Here is a 14,997-nt window from a genome sequence, read left to right on the forward strand (position 1 = left end):
GATGCCATGACAACACACGATCATCTGGGCGTCCCGGCGGGCGCCTCCCACGGGACCCCGGCCGAACAGGGCTTTGCCATGCCGGCCGAGTTTGCCCCCCACGACGCTTGCTGGATGCTCTGGCCACAGCGACCCGACACCTGGCGCTATGGGGCCAAGCCGGCCCAGTTGGCCTTCGCCGAGGTAGCCTGTGCCATCGCCGAGAGCGAGACGGTGTTCGTCGGCGTCAACGACGAACAGTACGAGAATGCTCGCAACCAGCTGCCCGACCATATCCGCGTGATAGAGCTTTCCAGCAACGATGCCTGGATGAGAGACATGGGCCCCACCTTCCTGACCCACCCCGACGGCCGCCTGGCCATGGTGGACTGGGTCTTTAACGCTTGGGGCGGCCTCGAGGGGGGCCTCTACTTTCCCTGGGACAAGGACAAGCGCATCCGCACCAAGATCGCCGAGATGCTGGGCATCCCGCGCTTCGTAGCGCCGGCGGTGATCGAGGGCGGCGCATTCCATGTGGATGGCGAGGGCACCTTGATCACCACCGAGGAGTGCCTACTCAACGCTAACCGCAACCCGGAACTGGACCGCGCCACGATGGAAGCTTTGCTCTGGGACTACCTCCGCGTGGAGAAGGTGATCTGGCTGCCTCGAGGCTGCCACTTGGACGAGACCGATGGCCACGTGGACAACCTCTGCTGCTTCGTCGCCCCAGGCCAAGTAGCCCTGACGTGGTGCGACGACGAGACGGATCCCCAATACACCATCACAAGAGAAGCCCTGAAGGTGCTGGAGGCTGCCCGCGACGCTAGGGGTAGGCCACTGGCCGTGCACAAGCTGCCCCAGCCTGCCCCCCTCTATATCGCCGAGGACGAGGCCAGCGGCCTGGACCGCCTGAGCAGCTCTCATCCGCGCCAGCCAGGTGATCGCATGGCGGGCTCCTATGTCAATTTCTATATCGGCAACTCAGTAGTGGTGATGCCCTTCCTGGACGCCGCCCATGACGAACAAGCCCGTGAGATCCTGCAAGGGCTCTTCCCCGACAAGAGGGTGATCGGAGTGCCGGCTCGGGAGATCTTGCTCGGTGGCGGCAATATCCACTGCATCACCCAGCAGCAGCCGCGGCCCTGACGGGAGCGATGCTGGAGCGACTGGAGGGGATGCTGCGTGACCTGCTGGTCCGGTGGGGGGTGAGCTGGTTGAATTTGGCGGCGAAGCTGGCCATGTGCATCTGCTATTCGAGATTCCTCCGACCGTGAAGCTTTCCGACCTGGTCAAGAACCAAAAGTCCGTCACAGCCCGCCGGATGCGCAGAGAGTTGGCCGCTGAGATTGGAAGCCCTACTTCTGGAATCGGGCTTATGCCCTGATCAGCGTTGGCGGCCGGCACAACATCGAGACGCTGCTGCGCTACATAGAAAACCAGGACGATCCTCGCAAGCTCGGGCAGCCGCTTGACTAGCGCATCACGCTTCGCGTCGATGCGCAGGATGTGCGGCTGATTTGCTCAATTGCGAGGGAAGCGCGCTTCCAGATCGGCGACCTGCTCGGGGCTCAGGCAGCGCGGGTTTTGGCCGCGCAACAGCAGAAACAGCTTGGCGGTTTCCTCGAGTTCCTCTGTGGCGTAGAGCGCGGCTTCCAGCGTCTTACCCGCGACTACTGGCCCGTGGTTGGCCAACAGGACCGCGCTGTGCTGACCGGCCAGGGAGCCCACGGCGTCGCCCAAGGTAGGGTCGCCGGGGATATGGTAGGGCACCAGCGGCAGCTTGCCGACGCGCATCACGTAGTAGGCGGTGAGCGGCGGGATACAGTCACAAGTGTCGATATCGGGCAGGCAGGAGACCGCCACCGAGTGGGTGGAGTGGAGATGAACGATGGCCTCGGACTGAGGTCTCTCGGCATACATCGCCATGTGCAGGAAGCTCTCCTTGGTCGGCTTGTCGCCGTTTAGCAGACAACCTTCGCGATCCAGGCGCGAGATGCGCGCCGGGTCGAGCCGCCCCAGGCAGGCGTTGGTCGGGGTCATCAGCCAGCCGCCGTCCTCGGTGCGCACGCTAATATTGCCGCTAGAGCCCATGGTCAAGCCACGTTCGAACAGCGACTTGCCGTACACCACGATCTGCTCGCGCAGGCGATTCTCGTCATGTTGGGTCATGTCAGCACCTCGAAGGCCCGTGTGAAGAAGTCGACGCCCCCGAAATTGCCTGATTTAAGCGCCAGCGACAGCGGCGCAGCACGTCCGGCCAGCGGCGCTTGGGTCCAGGGCACGCCGGGGTCGATCTGATGGCCGATGCGCAACTGCCTGATACCCAGCGCAGAAACCACCGCGCCGGAGGTTTCGCCGCCGGCCACCACCAGGCGCCCCACGCCCTCCCCCATCAGGGTTTTCGCCAGGCTGGCCATGGCCTCCTCGACGACTCGCCCCGCAGCCTCCGTTCCCAGCTCCTGCTGTGCCTGCTGGACACGCTCCGGCGACGCCGAGGCAAAGATCAGCAGCGGCTCGTCTGCTCGCGCACCAGATCGGCGTCGCGCATGGGGTTGAGCGGGTGGTGCTCCATCCCGCTGTCGTTGAGCAGCCGATCACCAACGAACAGGTGACCCTGATAGACGGTGCGGTGGTTGGTCGGAAATGCGGGCACCATCACGGTCTGGCGACTGCCCAGTCGCTCCAGCAGGGCATCGCTCACCGGGCCGATATTGCCCACGTCGGTGGAGTCGAAAGTGGAGCAATACTTAAAGAAGAATTGCCGCGCGCCCTGCCTCTTCAGCCACTCCAGCGCTGCCAGGGAGTCCGCGATGGCTTGGTCAACAGGACAGGAGCGCGACTTGAGCGCCACCACCACCGCGTCGACGTCGCCCAGTGCCAGCTCCCCTTTGGGCACGCCGATCACCTGCACACAGCGCATGCCGCCACGCACCAGGTTGTTGGCCAGGTCCGTGGCGCCGGTGAAGTCATCGGCGATCGCCCCTAGGATAATGCTCATGCGGTTACCTCCCGAGTTGCAGTGCTTTGCTTGTTGTCGTCGCCTCAAGGAGCGGGGTGGGACGTGCCGCGCTTGACCCGCGCCAACAGATCCTCCCCGCCGATCTGGCCGCCCTTGAGCACCACCTCCAGCCCGTCGATCGGCGAGTCCGTGGCCACCAGGCGGCACAGATGGCCGCCCTGGGCCTCGTCGAAGGCCGCCAGCTCCAGAGCATCGGCACCGAGTTGGCGCATGGCATGGCTCGAGGTATCACCACCGGCGAAGACGACCCGTTGAATGTCGCCGGCGTCTCGCAGCTCGCGGGTCAGGCGGGCGAAGACCTCACCTACGGCCGTCGCCAGGCGTTCGGTGGAAAGATCAACGATCACATCCGCCTCGCTGCGCGTGGTCGCCACGGCGACATCGCGGCCCTCGCCGAACATCGCCGCCACCTGGCCGGCGAGCCGCCGGGCTAGGCCTGGTGCATCGCGTAACGCCTCCTCGGGCGGCAGCGACAGGACACCACCGCCAAGCGATTCGAAATGCGCCAGTTGGGCGCGGGTCTGTGGCGAACAACTACCGGACAGCACCAGCAGCCGCGCCACGCCGGGATAGGTAGTGGGCAACGGGGGGCGTTCCATCGTGTCGCGGGTCACGGCTCGGCCCACGGCATCGGCCAGCCCCTGGGCGGCTACCGCCAGCGTGGGGCGGTGATCGGCCAGGCGCAGGATCAACTCGGCAGCCTGCTGCAGCTCAGCCTGATCGGTGGCATCGAGGACCGCGAAGCGTTCCGCCTCGATGGCCGACCACAACGCCTGCCAGCCCCCATCCGCCTGACGATAGTCGAGCAGTGTCACCGCTGCCGGCGCAATTGTCGTCTGCGCGGCCAGATGGCGGCGCAGGTCTGCCTCGGTCATTGGAGTCGAGGGGTGATAGGCCATGGCCGGATTCTGGTCCAGCCGACAGATCTCGCCCTGATAGCGCGTGAACAGGTGGGAAAATGCCGTGAATCGTCCGAAGGCCGGCGTGGCGGGCAACACCGGCAGGGCGCAGCCCGGCCATCGCTGGCGGGCCAGTTCCATCACGTGGCCGATGCTGCCCACCGTCGGCGACGAGTCGAAGGTCGAGCAGACCTTGAACTGCATGAGCTGGGGGGCAAGCGCCTCGATGACCGCCAGCGCCGGCTCGACCTCCACGGTCATCGCCCCCGGCGCCAGTCCGCGGGCCGTGCCCGCCAGCCCGACCACGTCCAGCTCTGGCGCCATATCGAGAATTGCCTCACGCCCGGCACTGGAGAAGAAAAGCCGGCCGCGCAACCCATGGCGGCTGAACTGTGCCAGGTTTTCTGTCGAACCGGTGAAATCGTCGCCATAGAAGGCCGCCAGCAGTCGCGTCATTGTTGCCTCCCTCCAGTCAGGGGGTCAGGTGCTCTCTCGCACGCTCAGTTCATATCCAATATCGACACGGGATGAGGCGAGCGACCGGCCCTCAAGCCTCGTCAACAGCAACCTCGCCGCCTCCACGCCCATCCCGAAACGCGGCACTGTCACGGTGGTTAGACGCGGCGTCAGGTGCTCGCCCAGCGACAGGCCCAGATAGCCACCGATGGCGATATCCTGCGGCACCCGTATGCCGCGCCTATTGGCTTCCAGGATCGCCCCGGCGGCCAGGTTGTCGTTGGCGAAGTGCATCGCCTCGAGATCGGGACGCGCCTCCAGCGCCTCGAGGAACAACTGCCGGCCCAGTTCATACGACGAGGGCTCGTCATGCTGAAACAGCAGTCCGCTCTCCACCCCGGCGGCCTCCAGCACCTCGCGATGTCCTTCGTAACGCTCACGGGCACGATAATCGCGCGCCATGCCCATGCCGGTCCCCAGGAAGGCAATGCGCCGATACCCCCGATCCAGCAGGTGCTGGGCCATACAGGCCCCGGCGCCGGCGTTATCAATGCCCACGTTCATGTCGATACACGGCTCGCCCAGCTCCATGATCTCGACCACCGGGCGCCCCCAGGCCTTCAGCCGATGCGCGGCGCGCTCGCGATGGCGCAGCCCGGTCAGGATCACCCCGGAGGGCGAATATCCAAGCACCGAGTCGATCAGAGCCGCCTCGCGGTCCAAATCAAAGTCAGTCGAGCCCAGCAACACCTGGTAACCAGCGGCCTCCAGGGTCTGCTGAATGCCGTGTATCACCTCGATAAAGGTCAGGATCGACAGCGACGGGACCACCACTGGAATCACCCGGGTGCCCGCCGAGGCCAGGCCGCCGGCGATCAGGTTCGGCACATAGCCCAGCGCCTCCACCGCGCGGTCGATGCGTTCGCGCAAGCGAGCCGAGACCTTCTCCGGTGTGTTCAAGGCGCGCGACACCGTGATCGGGGCGGCGCCTGCCTCCTTGGCCACGTCTTCGATGGTCACGCGGTTGTTGCCGCGATGCCGGCGCCTTCCCCGCGCGCCCTCCTTGTCAGTCGCCATTCTTCCCCCCTCCAGCCCGGCTCGGGTTCCTTTCAGTCTATCCTATGATGAACATTATGGTAGCGCTACCAAATAACCCGTGCTAGCTTTCTTGGAACAACGACAATCACCGCTTCCCCCTGGGAAGAGGGAAAGGACTGAATACACCGTCGCGTGAAATGAAGCGCAGGGCGCGCAGGAGCCCCAGCTTATGGTTATTAGCTGGGACGGCCGAGCACCGCGGCAACGCAGCGATTCATCCCGCAGGCAGTTATTCAGCGTTTCCAGAGGAGCACGCACATGGCGTCAGTCATATCGCCAGGGGCCATGCCCCGCTTCAGCGCCAGCTATCTCGTCGAAACACCGCTCGACCCCGAGCGTGCCGCCGCGGCCATGGCCGGTGAGCAGTCTTCCGGTACCTTTCTCAAGCTCGCCGGGGAGACCGACGCCCTGCGGGAACGCCACGCCGCTCGGGTCGAAGCGGTGGTACCGCTGGAAACCACGAAGTCGCCGTCACTGCCCGGCGCTCTACCCGGCGAGACCTATCAGCGGGCCGAGGTCACCCTGTCATGGCCGCTCGAGAACATCGGTGCCAGCCTGCCTAACCTGATGGCGACGGTCCTCGGCAACCTCACCGAATTGCGCGAACTCTCCGGCTTTCGGCTCACGGACGTCGCCCTGCCGGACGAGTTCATCGAAGCGATGCCAGGGCCTCAGTTCTCCATCCCTGGCACGCGGCTCCTCGCCGGCGTGGATCACGGCCCGCTGATCGGCACCATCATCAAGCCTAGCGTGGGCCTATCGCCCGAGGACACGGCGGACCTGGTCCGCCAACTGGTCGAGGCCGGTATCGACTTCATCAAGGATGACGAACTGATCGCCGATCCCCCCTATTCGCCGCTGGCCGAGCGTGTCCCGGCGATCATGCGGGTGATCGAGGAGCACGCCCAGCGCACCGGGCGAAAGCCCATGTACGCCTTCAACATCACCGGTGACATCGACGAGATGCGCCGGCGCCACGACCTGGTCCGCGACCATGGCGGCACTTGCGTCATGGCCAGCGTCAACTGGATAGGCATGAGCTCACTGGTGGCGTTGCGGCGTCATGCGCAACTGCCGATCCACGGCCACCGCAATGGTTGGGGGTTGTTCTATCGCCACCCGCATCTCGGTATCGACTACCGCGCCTACCAGGCATTGCTGCGCCTAGCAGGGGCCGACCATCTGCATGTCAACGGCCTGGCCAGCAAGTTCGTCGAGGCCGATAGCTCAGTGATCGACTCGGCCTTGGCCTGCCTCACCCCGTTGCTCGAGACGTCGAACCGCGACGATCGTGCCATGCCGGTATTCTCTTCGGCCCAGACCATCCATCAGGCGCCTGCCACCTACGCGGCGCTGCGTTCTACCGACCTGATATACACCTGCGGCGGCGGCATCATGGGACATCCCAGTGGCGTGGCCGCCGGCTGCCATAGCATTCGCGCCGCCTGGGAGGCCACCGTAAGCGGTGCCACACTGGAGGAGCACGCCACACAGGAACCCGACCTCGTGGTCGCGTTGCGGGCCTATCCAAGCCCGTTTTCAGGATGAAACGGCGTTCATGCAAACCAAGCTCATCAACCGCACAAGGGTAACCAGCATGAAGACAATAAAAGCAAGCGGCATCGCCTTCGCCGGCCTCTTCACCTTAGGTGTCACAGCCAACGCCTCGGCCGAAGACATTGCAATCGCCATCCACGTCGAACCCTCGCACGCCATGTTCAAGGTGGGCGAGCGACTCAAGGAAAGCATCGAGGAACAGACCGACGGCGATTTCTCGGTCACGTTATTGGGGACCGAAGTGGGCGGAGAGCGTGACCATCTCGAGGGCGCCAGCTACGGCGAATACAACATAGCCTTGGGTGGCTCCATGCCCATGACCCTGTACGCCGAGGAGTTCGCCGCCGCCGACCTTCCCTTCGTCTACAGCTCCAGCGAACAGGCCCGCGAAGTCTACACCGGCGAGACCGGCGAGCTGCTCAACGAACAGCTGATCGCCAACGGCAACATGCGCTTGGTTGGGCTATCCGCACGCAACCCGCGCAATTTGACGTCCAACTTCCCTGTCGAGACGCCGGAGGACGTCCAAGAGGTACGTATGCGGGTGCCTGAGATCGCCCCCTGGATCCAGATCTGGGAAGAGATCGGCGCCCTGCCCAGCCCCATCGCCTGGCCCGAGGTCTACACCTCGCTACAGACCGGCGTGATCGAGATGCAGGAGAACCCGGTCGACCTGATCCATGCCGGCAAGATCTTCGAGGTGCAGAGCCACATCAACCGCACCGAGCATGTCTATTCCTTCTTCCACTGGCTGATGAACGAGGACTTCTACCAAGGGCTTTCGGAGGAGAACCGGGAAATCATCATTGGCGCCATAGAAGAGGCCACCCGTTGGGGTAACGATATGGTTGCCGATGGCCAGGCTGAGCTCTACGAGGAACTCAAGGGACTCGGCATGACCGTGGTCGAGCCGGATGTGGCCGCCTTCCGCAGCGCTGCTGAACCCGCCATTCGCGACATCGCTGAAAGCTATCACCCCGCGGTACGCGAGTACGTGCTGTCACTGGTCGAATGAACAGCAGGGCGATCCGCCGCCACCGGTGGGTCGCCCCCTCCCCATAATCACGCACCCCGCTCTCGGAGGCGCCCGTGAAAACCACGGATCGCATTACCCGTGCCCTCGACCTTTTCTGGAAATTGCTGACCGGCGTGGTCATGACGGCATTCGCTCTGATGCTGGTCATCATGGCCATCCAAGTCATCTCGCGCTACGTCCTAGGCATCGCAGTGTCATGGACAGACGAAGCCTCGCGCTACCTGTTCCTGGCCGAAATCTTCCTGGGCTCGGTGCTCGCGCTGCGTTACCAGGAACACATCCGCATCACCATCGTCACCGACATCCTTAGCCCGTCACTGCGCAACATCGCCGCCAGTGTGGCGGACGTGATCTGCCTGTTGGTGCTGCTGATGCTGGTGGTCGGAGCCTGGAACATGATGGACCGCACGGCCGGCGTCATGGCCAGCACCTTTCGCATGAGCTTTTCCTACATCTACCTGATACAGATGATTTCCGCGCTGCTGATGATCGGGCTGCTGCTCGGCGACCTCTACCGGCGAATCGCTGGCGGCCCCACCATCACCGAAGAAGGCAGGAGTGATTAATCATGGAAGTCTTCGTCATCATGTTCGTCGGCCTGATCATTCTGCTGATGCTGGGGGTACCGGTGGCATTCGCCATGATCGCCTCCTCGGCCCTGGTACTGGGTTATACCCGCGGCTTCGACGCCATCCCCATGGAGATGATCTCCCAGCGCACACTGTACGGGGTCAACAGCTTCACCCTACTGGCCATCCCCGCCTTTCTGCTCATCGGCCGCTTGATGAACAGCGCCGGAATCTCCGATCGCGTCTTCGATGTCGCCCGGACCATGGTCGGCCACCTCAAAGGTGGACTGGGGCATGTCAACGTCGTCGCCAGCATGCTGTTCGCGGGCATGTCGGGCTCGGCCGTCGCCGATGCCGGCGGGCTGGGAGCGCTGGAGATCAAGGCGATGGAAGACGACGGATATCCGACCGGCTTCAGCGCCGCCGTCACCGCCAGCTCGGCGACCATCGGCCCGATCATTCCGCCCAGCATCCCCGCCGTCATCTACGGGGCCCTGGCCAATGCCTCGATTGCTGCCATCTTCCTGGCCTCGATCATCCCCGGTTTGTTCATGGGGCTGGGATTGATGGCGATGGTCGCCATCATCTCGCATCGGCGCGGGTTCCCCACCCGGCCCAGGGCGCGCCTGAGCGAATTCACCCTCGCCATCACGCGGGGGCTGCTCCCTATGCTGACGCCTCTTATCATTATCGTGGGCATTCTTTCGGGCGTATTTACCCCCACCGAGGCCTCGGTTGTCGCACTGCTCTATTGCCTGATCATTTCGTTTCTGGTCTATCGTTCGATCAGCATCCGGGAATTCCTGGAGATCCTGCGCGCCACCGCCATCGATACTGCTGCGCTGCTGTTTATCATCGCCGGCAGCGCACTGTACAGCTGGGTCCTGGCACGTTACCAGGTCACCGCCCTTGTAGCCGACTTCCTGCTCGCCACCGTGACCAACCCGCTCTCGTTGCTGCTGCTGCTGGCCTTGTTCATCCTGCTGATCGGACTGTTCATCGATTCGGTGCCGGCGCTATTCCTGCTCACTCCCCTACTGGTCCCGGTGGTGGTGCAGTACGGCATCGACCCGGTGCATTTCGGGGTGATCATGATCTTCACCCTGATGATCGGGTTAATCACGCCGCCCGTCGGCACCGTGCTGTTCACCATACAGAAGATCACCGGCATGTCCTTTGCCGGCCTGGTACGAGAGACGCTGCCGTTCTACATCCCGCTGCTGCTGGTGTTGCTTATCATCATCTGTTTCCCAGCTGTGGTGATGTTCCTTCCAGACCTGGTACTCAACTAACTGACTCCACGACCTGAAACCATAAGGAGATTCACCCCATGTCCGTACTGATCACGGGAGGACTCGGCCACGTCGGCTCCTGGGTAGCCTACCAACTGGCCAAGCAAGGCAAGCGGATCATCATCGCCGACATGGCCGCCGGCCACTTCGACCGCCTGGGGCTCGACTACCTGGAGGAGGTGCGCGACCAGCTGGTGCTGGAAAGTGTTGACGTGCTCGACTATCACAGCATGTTTGAGCTAATGCTGCGCCATCGCGACGATCTAGAAGGCGTGATCCACGGCGTTTCTGTCATCGCCGGGCCGCACTTCCAGCAGCGCCCCTTCAAGCACATCTCGATCAATGCCACCGGCACCCTCAACGTGTTCGAGATTTGTCGCATCCTGGGCATCGACAAAGTCGTCAACATGAGCTCCGGTGCAGTCTATGGCGATGCCCCGGGGCCACAGAACGAAGCGACCCCCTACAAGGCTACGGATCTCTACGGCGCTACCAAAATCTCGGCTGAGCTCTACGGCCTGCAGTACAGCGACACCTATGGCATGGACGTGCGCAATGCGCGGCTGTTCTTTGTCTACGGCCCCGGCAAGCGTCCGTCTCATATGCATAAGGTCTACCAGGCGCTATTCGGCCCCCTGGAAGGGCTTGACGATATCCAGGCGCCCAACGGCTCCGAGCAGGCCCTGGACTGGACCCATGTGCACGATACGGCGGCCGGCATCGTCAAGTTGTTCGAGAAGGACAGCGTCGTCCACCGCAATTTCAACATCTCCAGCGGGGTCCCCGTCGACCACCTGCAAATCGTCGAGCACGTCGCCGATATCACTGGCAAGCGCGCCAGCGTCACGCTCGGCCCTGGCCCCTTCGTGGTCAGGGGCACGCCGCTGGACATCACCCTGGCCCAACAGGAACTCGGCTTCACTCCCAAGTTCACGGACATCCGCGAAGGCATCCGCGACTACTGGCAGTGGCTGAAAGCCAACGCCGACTGAGGGGGCCAAGCCCTCCCTGCGGTGGCCCCCATTCGCTGAACCACCTGACAGGCGAGCTAAGCCCTGATATCAGCCAGCAATCGTGGACGGGTACATCAGGCGACGCAGCCTCTGGCGAGGCAACCCACCAAGACGATGACGCCGCTCAGGTGAGAGGCATCGGTGGTGTTGCCTGCAGCATGAGCGTCAGAACGAGACGTCGAACACCAGCGGGACGATGGTGTAGAGCGCCACCATGATCACCAGCAGGCCGATCACGTTGAGCCAGATGCCGGCGCGGAACATGTTCTTGATCGGCAGATCCCCGGCGGCGAAGGGCATCGCGTTGGATGGTGTCGCCACTGGGAGCATGAAGGCGCAGCTGGCGGCGAAGGTCACCACGATGGTCATCAAAAAGGGCTCGATGCCCAGGCCGACGGCAATGCCTCCCATGATCGGGAACAAGACGGACGCCGTGGCGGTGTTGCTGGTCAGCTCGGTCAGCTCGGTCAGCAGGATGTATCGGGTCGGAAGGGGGCTAGCCCTGAGGGATCCCCACGAATTCATCGATATCCACCACTTTCATGCTGAGCACTGGCCTCTTGCTGGATGAGGTCGGCCAGATCATGGAGCCGCGATCCAGATGGCAGACACGGCAGATGCAATATTATTTCATGCCCAACACGCCAGAGCGATAAGATCGAGCGCGATCTAATGCTGTTGATCTGAAACTGCTTACTCTGTCCATCATGTCGGACCTTCAGCCCACACGCTAGTATCACTAGGCTGGGCAACATGGCGATCATCAACAAAATTTCGATTCGCCGCACGCAGGACATAATATCGGCCTCGGTAGTCTACTGGTGACCAGTCCACCAGGATACGTGGGTGCCTCATCCTACCGATGTACAGGCGCGCCACATGCCAATAGAACAACGGTCGCTCCTGCTGAAAATGAGGATTGCCGAGCAATCTATCCATGCGCTTAATGGCATGCTTGGGAGTAGTGTCGCCCGGTAGATGACGCCCCAAGGCGGTGAGCCCCAGGCGCTGTCCAGCCAGCAGTGCCTGCACGCTATCAAGAACAGCGTTCAGGCGAAGGGAATGGATGACCTGGGCTGAATCCGACAATATCTTGTGCAATTCGGGTCATCTGCATGGGCTCCTCGGCATAATGATGGTTTGGCGATTAACAACATGCCTGCCCATATAGACTTTTTTTAAACTTAATATGCTGATTTTCTCATTTTATTCCTAGGGATCCCTTAGGGACGTTCCCCGATTTCCCGCCCGCTAGGCGCCTCGACCGGCGGTGAAGGTTTGGCGTGGATGAAGATCGCTGTCGAGCAAGGTCACGTCGGCATCATGCCCAGCGTAAGCGGCCATTCCGGCAGAAGGTCCGGTAGACTAAAGCATTATGTTCGCTTACGAACAGATGAGCCGCCATTGGTTGCGTAGAGTGACATCAAATATTGTGAAGGGACTGCCTGTTACAGGAAATTTCATCATTCGGAAGGAGAAGGTGATGTCACATCTTATGGATCTAAGTGCGTATGAGTTCGGAGGTGCTAGCAATAATAACCATCTGGCAGACTTGGACGAATTCGGGTCAAACCCGGGCGGACTGAATGCCAAGATATATATACCGGCGGATTTGCCCGCCGGTGCACCGCTCGTCGTCGTTCTACATGGTTGTAAACAGACAGCAGCGAAGTACGACGAGGGTGCCGGCTGGTCTGAAATTGCTGACCAATATGGCGTTGCATTGCTTTTTCCCGAGCAGCGGCGCTTGAACAATTGGCTTCTAGGTTTCAATTGGTTCAAGCCTAGCGACAGCAATCGCGGCGCTGGCGAGCCACTCTCCATTCTTCATATGGTTGAACAAGTGGTCAGAGATCATGGCATCGACCCCGAGCGTATCTTCATCACAGGATTGTCCGCAGGCGGCGCCATGACGTCGGTCATGCTTGCGACCTACCAGGAAATCTTTGCTGGCGGCGCCATCATCGCCGGTTTGCCTTATGGCAGTGCCTACACAACCTTGGCGGCACTACGCCGAATGAAGGGTCGCGGATCCCCGACAGCACAACAGCTTGAAACACGGCTGCGTAATGCCTCGGCGCATGAGGGGCCTTGGCCAACACTGTCGGTCTGGCATGGAAGCTGTGACCATACGGTTGATGCCTCGAACGCCAACGCAATCCTCGGGCAGTGGCGAGCGCTTCATGATCTTGAGAAAAAGCCATCTAGTACACACATCATCAATGGCTATCCCCGGCGAGTATGGAGTGATGTCGAGGGTCACGAACTTATTGAAGAATACAATATTAGCGGGATGGGCCACGGCACACCGCTGAAAACGCATGGTAAAAAGAGTTACGGCTCGAGAGGTGCGTTCATGCTTGATGTGAATATCTCTTCCACGCGTCACATTGCTGACTTCTGGGGCTTGAGTGCAGCGTGAAGTGCTCCAATTGGAGCGGACACCCCTATAAGCCTCATAATGGAGGCAATGAAGGCATTCATGACCAAGAAGACTCGACGTCGGTTTTCCGATGAATTCAAGGCGGATGTGGTGAGCCTGGTGATCCTGAATTCAAGCAACAAGCGCAGCACCTGCGGTATTCAGCCCCAAGAGGATCGACACCTGGAGCTTGTTTAAATCACCGCCGGTGGATCACACGCGGCGGCGAGAAGCATTGGTCAGGTCACAGCACCATGGCCGCAACCCAACCAAAGACCACTAGCGGAATGTTGTAGTGCAGGAAGGTCGGCACCACGCTGTCCCATATATGATCATGCTGGCCATCGGCATTGAGGCCGGCGGTGGGGCCAAGCGTCGAATCCGAGGCGGGCGAGCCGGCATCCCCCAGCGCAGCAGCGGTGCCAACCAAGGCCACGGTAGCGAGCGGCGAGAAGCCGAAGTTGAGCGCCAATGGGACATAGAGAGAGGCGATGATCGGAATCGTCGAGAAAGACGAACCGATGCCCATGGTGATGAACAGGCCGACCAGCAGCATGATCAACGCCGCCAGTCCCTTGTTGTCACCGATCATCTCGGCGGAGCTCGTCACCAACCCCTCGACCTCACCACTGGCCTGCATCACGCTGGCGAAGCCTGCCGCGGTGATCATGATGAAGCCGACCAGGGCCATCATGCGCATGCCTTCGGTGAAGATGCCGTCCTGCTCATGCCAGCGAAAGACACCGCTCAACGAGAGCACGGCGAAACCGAAGATACCGCCCAGCACCATCGAGCCGGTGTAGAGCTGTACCGCTACCGTACCGACCAGCGCGATGGCGAGTACGGCCTTCTGCCAGCCCTTCAGATGCTGCGCCGCCTCGGCAGGCGTCTCGTCACCGTGCGCCAGATCACGGTCTTCATACTTACGCCCTTTCCGGTAGCTGATCAGCACTGCTACGGCGAGGCCCAGCGCCATGCCCCCGATGGGAATCACCATGGCCATCGGCACCATCTGGCGCGTCACCTCAAGACCCAGCTCGGAGCCGCTCTCATTGAGGTTGGTCAGCAGGATGTCGTTGAGGAAGATGGCACCGAAGCCTACCGGCAGCAGCATGTAGGGCGCGGTGATGCCGAAGGTGATCACGCAGGCGACCAAGCGACGATCAAGCTGAAGATGGTTCATCAGCTTGAGCAGCGGCGGCACCAGTACCGGGATGAAGGCGATGTGCACCGGGATCAGGTTCTGGGAACTGACCGCCGCGGCCAGCAGCGCGGCCAGAAGCGTATAGGTCACCATGCGCCGGCTGCTGCCCGACTCGTCGATATGAAAGCGGCGAATGGCACGATTCGCCATCACCTCGGTGATCCCCGAACGAGAAAGCGCCACGGCGAAGGCGCCCAGCACGGCATAGGCGAGCGCCACGGTCGCGCCGTTGCCTAGGCCATCGTTGAAGGCATCGAGGATCTCATTGATCGGCATGCCAGCATAGAGGCCGCCGACCAGAGTGGCGACGATCAGGGCAAAGACCACGGAAACGCGGGCAAGACTCAGGCCGACCATCACCAGGATGGCCAGGACGATTGCATTCATGGAAAACCTGCTTTGTCGTTGGAGTTGAATGCGATGACTGCTCCACGGCCCGGTGCCGTGGAG

Annotated in this window: 14 protein-coding genes and 2 pseudogenes; 10 read left to right on the forward strand and 6 right to left on the reverse strand. The window is 62.0% G+C overall.

All coding sequences use genetic code 11. The features are described from left to right. The first annotated feature begins 6 nt into the window (after positions 1-6). From aguA to QLQ83_RS19565, 3 genes and pseudogenes are all read left to right on the forward strand, one after another. Positions 7-1,128, forward strand: coding sequence for an agmatine deiminase (aguA, locus tag QLQ83_RS13610; protein ID WP_282736054.1), 1,122 nt, complete (start codon positions 7-9; stop codon positions 1,126-1,128). A gap of 52 nt (positions 1,129-1,180) precedes the next feature. Further along, positions 1,181-1,366, forward strand: a complete 186-nt coding sequence (locus QLQ83_RS19560; protein WP_411971136.1) for a transposase — start codon at positions 1,181-1,183, stop codon at positions 1,364-1,366. Continuing rightward, positions 1,342-1,458, forward strand: a pseudogene (locus QLQ83_RS19565) (hypothetical protein); the annotation flags it as partial. The gene QLQ83_RS19560 and the pseudogene QLQ83_RS19565, both read left to right, overlap by 25 nt. A 45-nt stretch (positions 1,459-1,503) precedes the next feature. Here the strand turns inward: QLQ83_RS19565 and otnC are convergent. From otnC to QLQ83_RS13630, 4 genes and pseudogenes are all read right to left on the reverse strand, one after another. Continuing rightward, the gene (gene otnC, locus QLQ83_RS13615; RefSeq protein ID WP_282736055.1) at positions 1,504-2,151 is read right to left on the reverse strand and encodes a 3-oxo-tetronate 4-phosphate decarboxylase; all 648 of its coding nucleotides are present in this window, start codon (positions 2,149-2,151) and stop codon (positions 1,504-1,506) included. After that, positions 2,148-2,980: pseudogene (locus QLQ83_RS13620) on the reverse strand (four-carbon acid sugar kinase family protein). The gene otnC and the pseudogene QLQ83_RS13620 overlap by 4 nt, the downstream one beginning before the upstream one ends. 44 nt (positions 2,981-3,024) lie before the next feature. Then, a complete protein-coding gene (locus QLQ83_RS13625; protein WP_282736056.1) occupies positions 3,025-4,356 on the reverse strand; it encodes a four-carbon acid sugar kinase family protein in 1,332 nt (443 codons plus the stop codon). 24 nt (positions 4,357-4,380) lie between these two features. Continuing rightward, entirely contained in the window at positions 4,381-5,433 is a 1,053-nt protein-coding gene (locus tag QLQ83_RS13630; RefSeq protein WP_282736057.1) for a LacI family DNA-binding transcriptional regulator, read from the reverse strand. A 306-nt stretch (positions 5,434-5,739) separates the two neighbouring features. Here QLQ83_RS13630 and QLQ83_RS13635 point away from each other — a divergent pair, with 306 nt between their 5' ends. The 5 genes from QLQ83_RS13635 to QLQ83_RS13655 all read left to right on the forward strand — a co-directional run bounded on the left by QLQ83_RS13635 (position 5,740) and on the right by QLQ83_RS13655 (position 10,900). Beyond that, positions 5,740-7,002: a ribulose-bisphosphate carboxylase large subunit family protein gene (locus tag QLQ83_RS13635; protein WP_282736058.1), complete on the forward strand. Its 1,263-nt coding sequence runs from the start codon at positions 5,740-5,742 to the stop codon at positions 7,000-7,002. Between the two features lie 10 nt (positions 7,003-7,012). Beyond that, positions 7,013-8,026 (forward strand): TRAP transporter substrate-binding protein, encoded by a 1,014-nt coding sequence (locus QLQ83_RS13640; RefSeq protein ID WP_282736059.1) that lies wholly within the window; start codon positions 7,013-7,015, stop codon positions 8,024-8,026. Between the two features lie 74 nt (positions 8,027-8,100). Next, complete coding sequence (locus QLQ83_RS13645; RefSeq protein WP_282736060.1) at positions 8,101-8,613, forward strand: TRAP transporter small permease; 513 nt, start codon at positions 8,101-8,103, stop codon at positions 8,611-8,613. A gap of 2 nt (positions 8,614-8,615) precedes the next feature. Continuing rightward, positions 8,616-9,908 carry a TRAP transporter large permease gene (locus tag QLQ83_RS13650; RefSeq protein WP_282736061.1) on the forward strand — a complete coding sequence of 431 codons (1,293 nt, stop codon included), beginning with the start codon at positions 8,616-8,618 and terminating at the stop codon, positions 9,906-9,908. Between the two features lie 38 nt (positions 9,909-9,946). Beyond that, positions 9,947-10,900 carry an NAD-dependent epimerase/dehydratase family protein gene (locus QLQ83_RS13655; protein WP_282736062.1) on the forward strand — a complete coding sequence of 318 codons (954 nt, stop codon included), beginning with the start codon at positions 9,947-9,949 and terminating at the stop codon, positions 10,898-10,900. A gap of 186 nt (positions 10,901-11,086) precedes the next feature. Here QLQ83_RS13655 and QLQ83_RS13660 read toward each other — a convergent pair whose 3' ends face one another. Continuing rightward, positions 11,087-11,446: an SLC13 family permease gene (locus QLQ83_RS13660; protein WP_282736063.1), complete on the reverse strand. Its 360-nt coding sequence runs from the start codon at positions 11,444-11,446 to the stop codon at positions 11,087-11,089. An 850-nt stretch (positions 11,447-12,296) separates the two neighbouring features. Here QLQ83_RS13660 and QLQ83_RS13665 point away from each other — a divergent pair. Both QLQ83_RS13665 and QLQ83_RS13670 read left to right on the forward strand, forming a co-directional pair. Then, positions 12,297-13,343, forward strand: coding sequence for an extracellular catalytic domain type 1 short-chain-length polyhydroxyalkanoate depolymerase (locus QLQ83_RS13665; RefSeq protein ID WP_282736064.1), 1,047 nt, complete (start codon positions 12,297-12,299; stop codon positions 13,341-13,343). Positions 13,344-13,403: 60 nt separating this feature from the next. Continuing rightward, positions 13,404-13,541, forward strand: a complete 138-nt coding sequence (locus tag QLQ83_RS13670; RefSeq protein WP_282736065.1) for a hypothetical protein — start codon at positions 13,404-13,406, stop codon at positions 13,539-13,541. Between the two features lie 46 nt (positions 13,542-13,587). On the opposite strand, the gene QLQ83_RS13675 is transcribed toward QLQ83_RS13670, so the two are convergent. After that, positions 13,588-14,934, reverse strand: a complete 1,347-nt coding sequence (locus QLQ83_RS13675; RefSeq protein ID WP_282736164.1) for a Na+/H+ antiporter family protein — start codon at positions 14,932-14,934, stop codon at positions 13,588-13,590. Positions 14,935-14,997 lie beyond the last annotated feature (63 nt).

The sequence above is a fragment of the Halomonas rhizosphaerae genome (assembly GCF_030010555.1).
Taxonomy (GTDB): Bacteria; Pseudomonadota; Gammaproteobacteria; order Pseudomonadales; family Halomonadaceae; genus Halomonas; species Halomonas rhizosphaerae.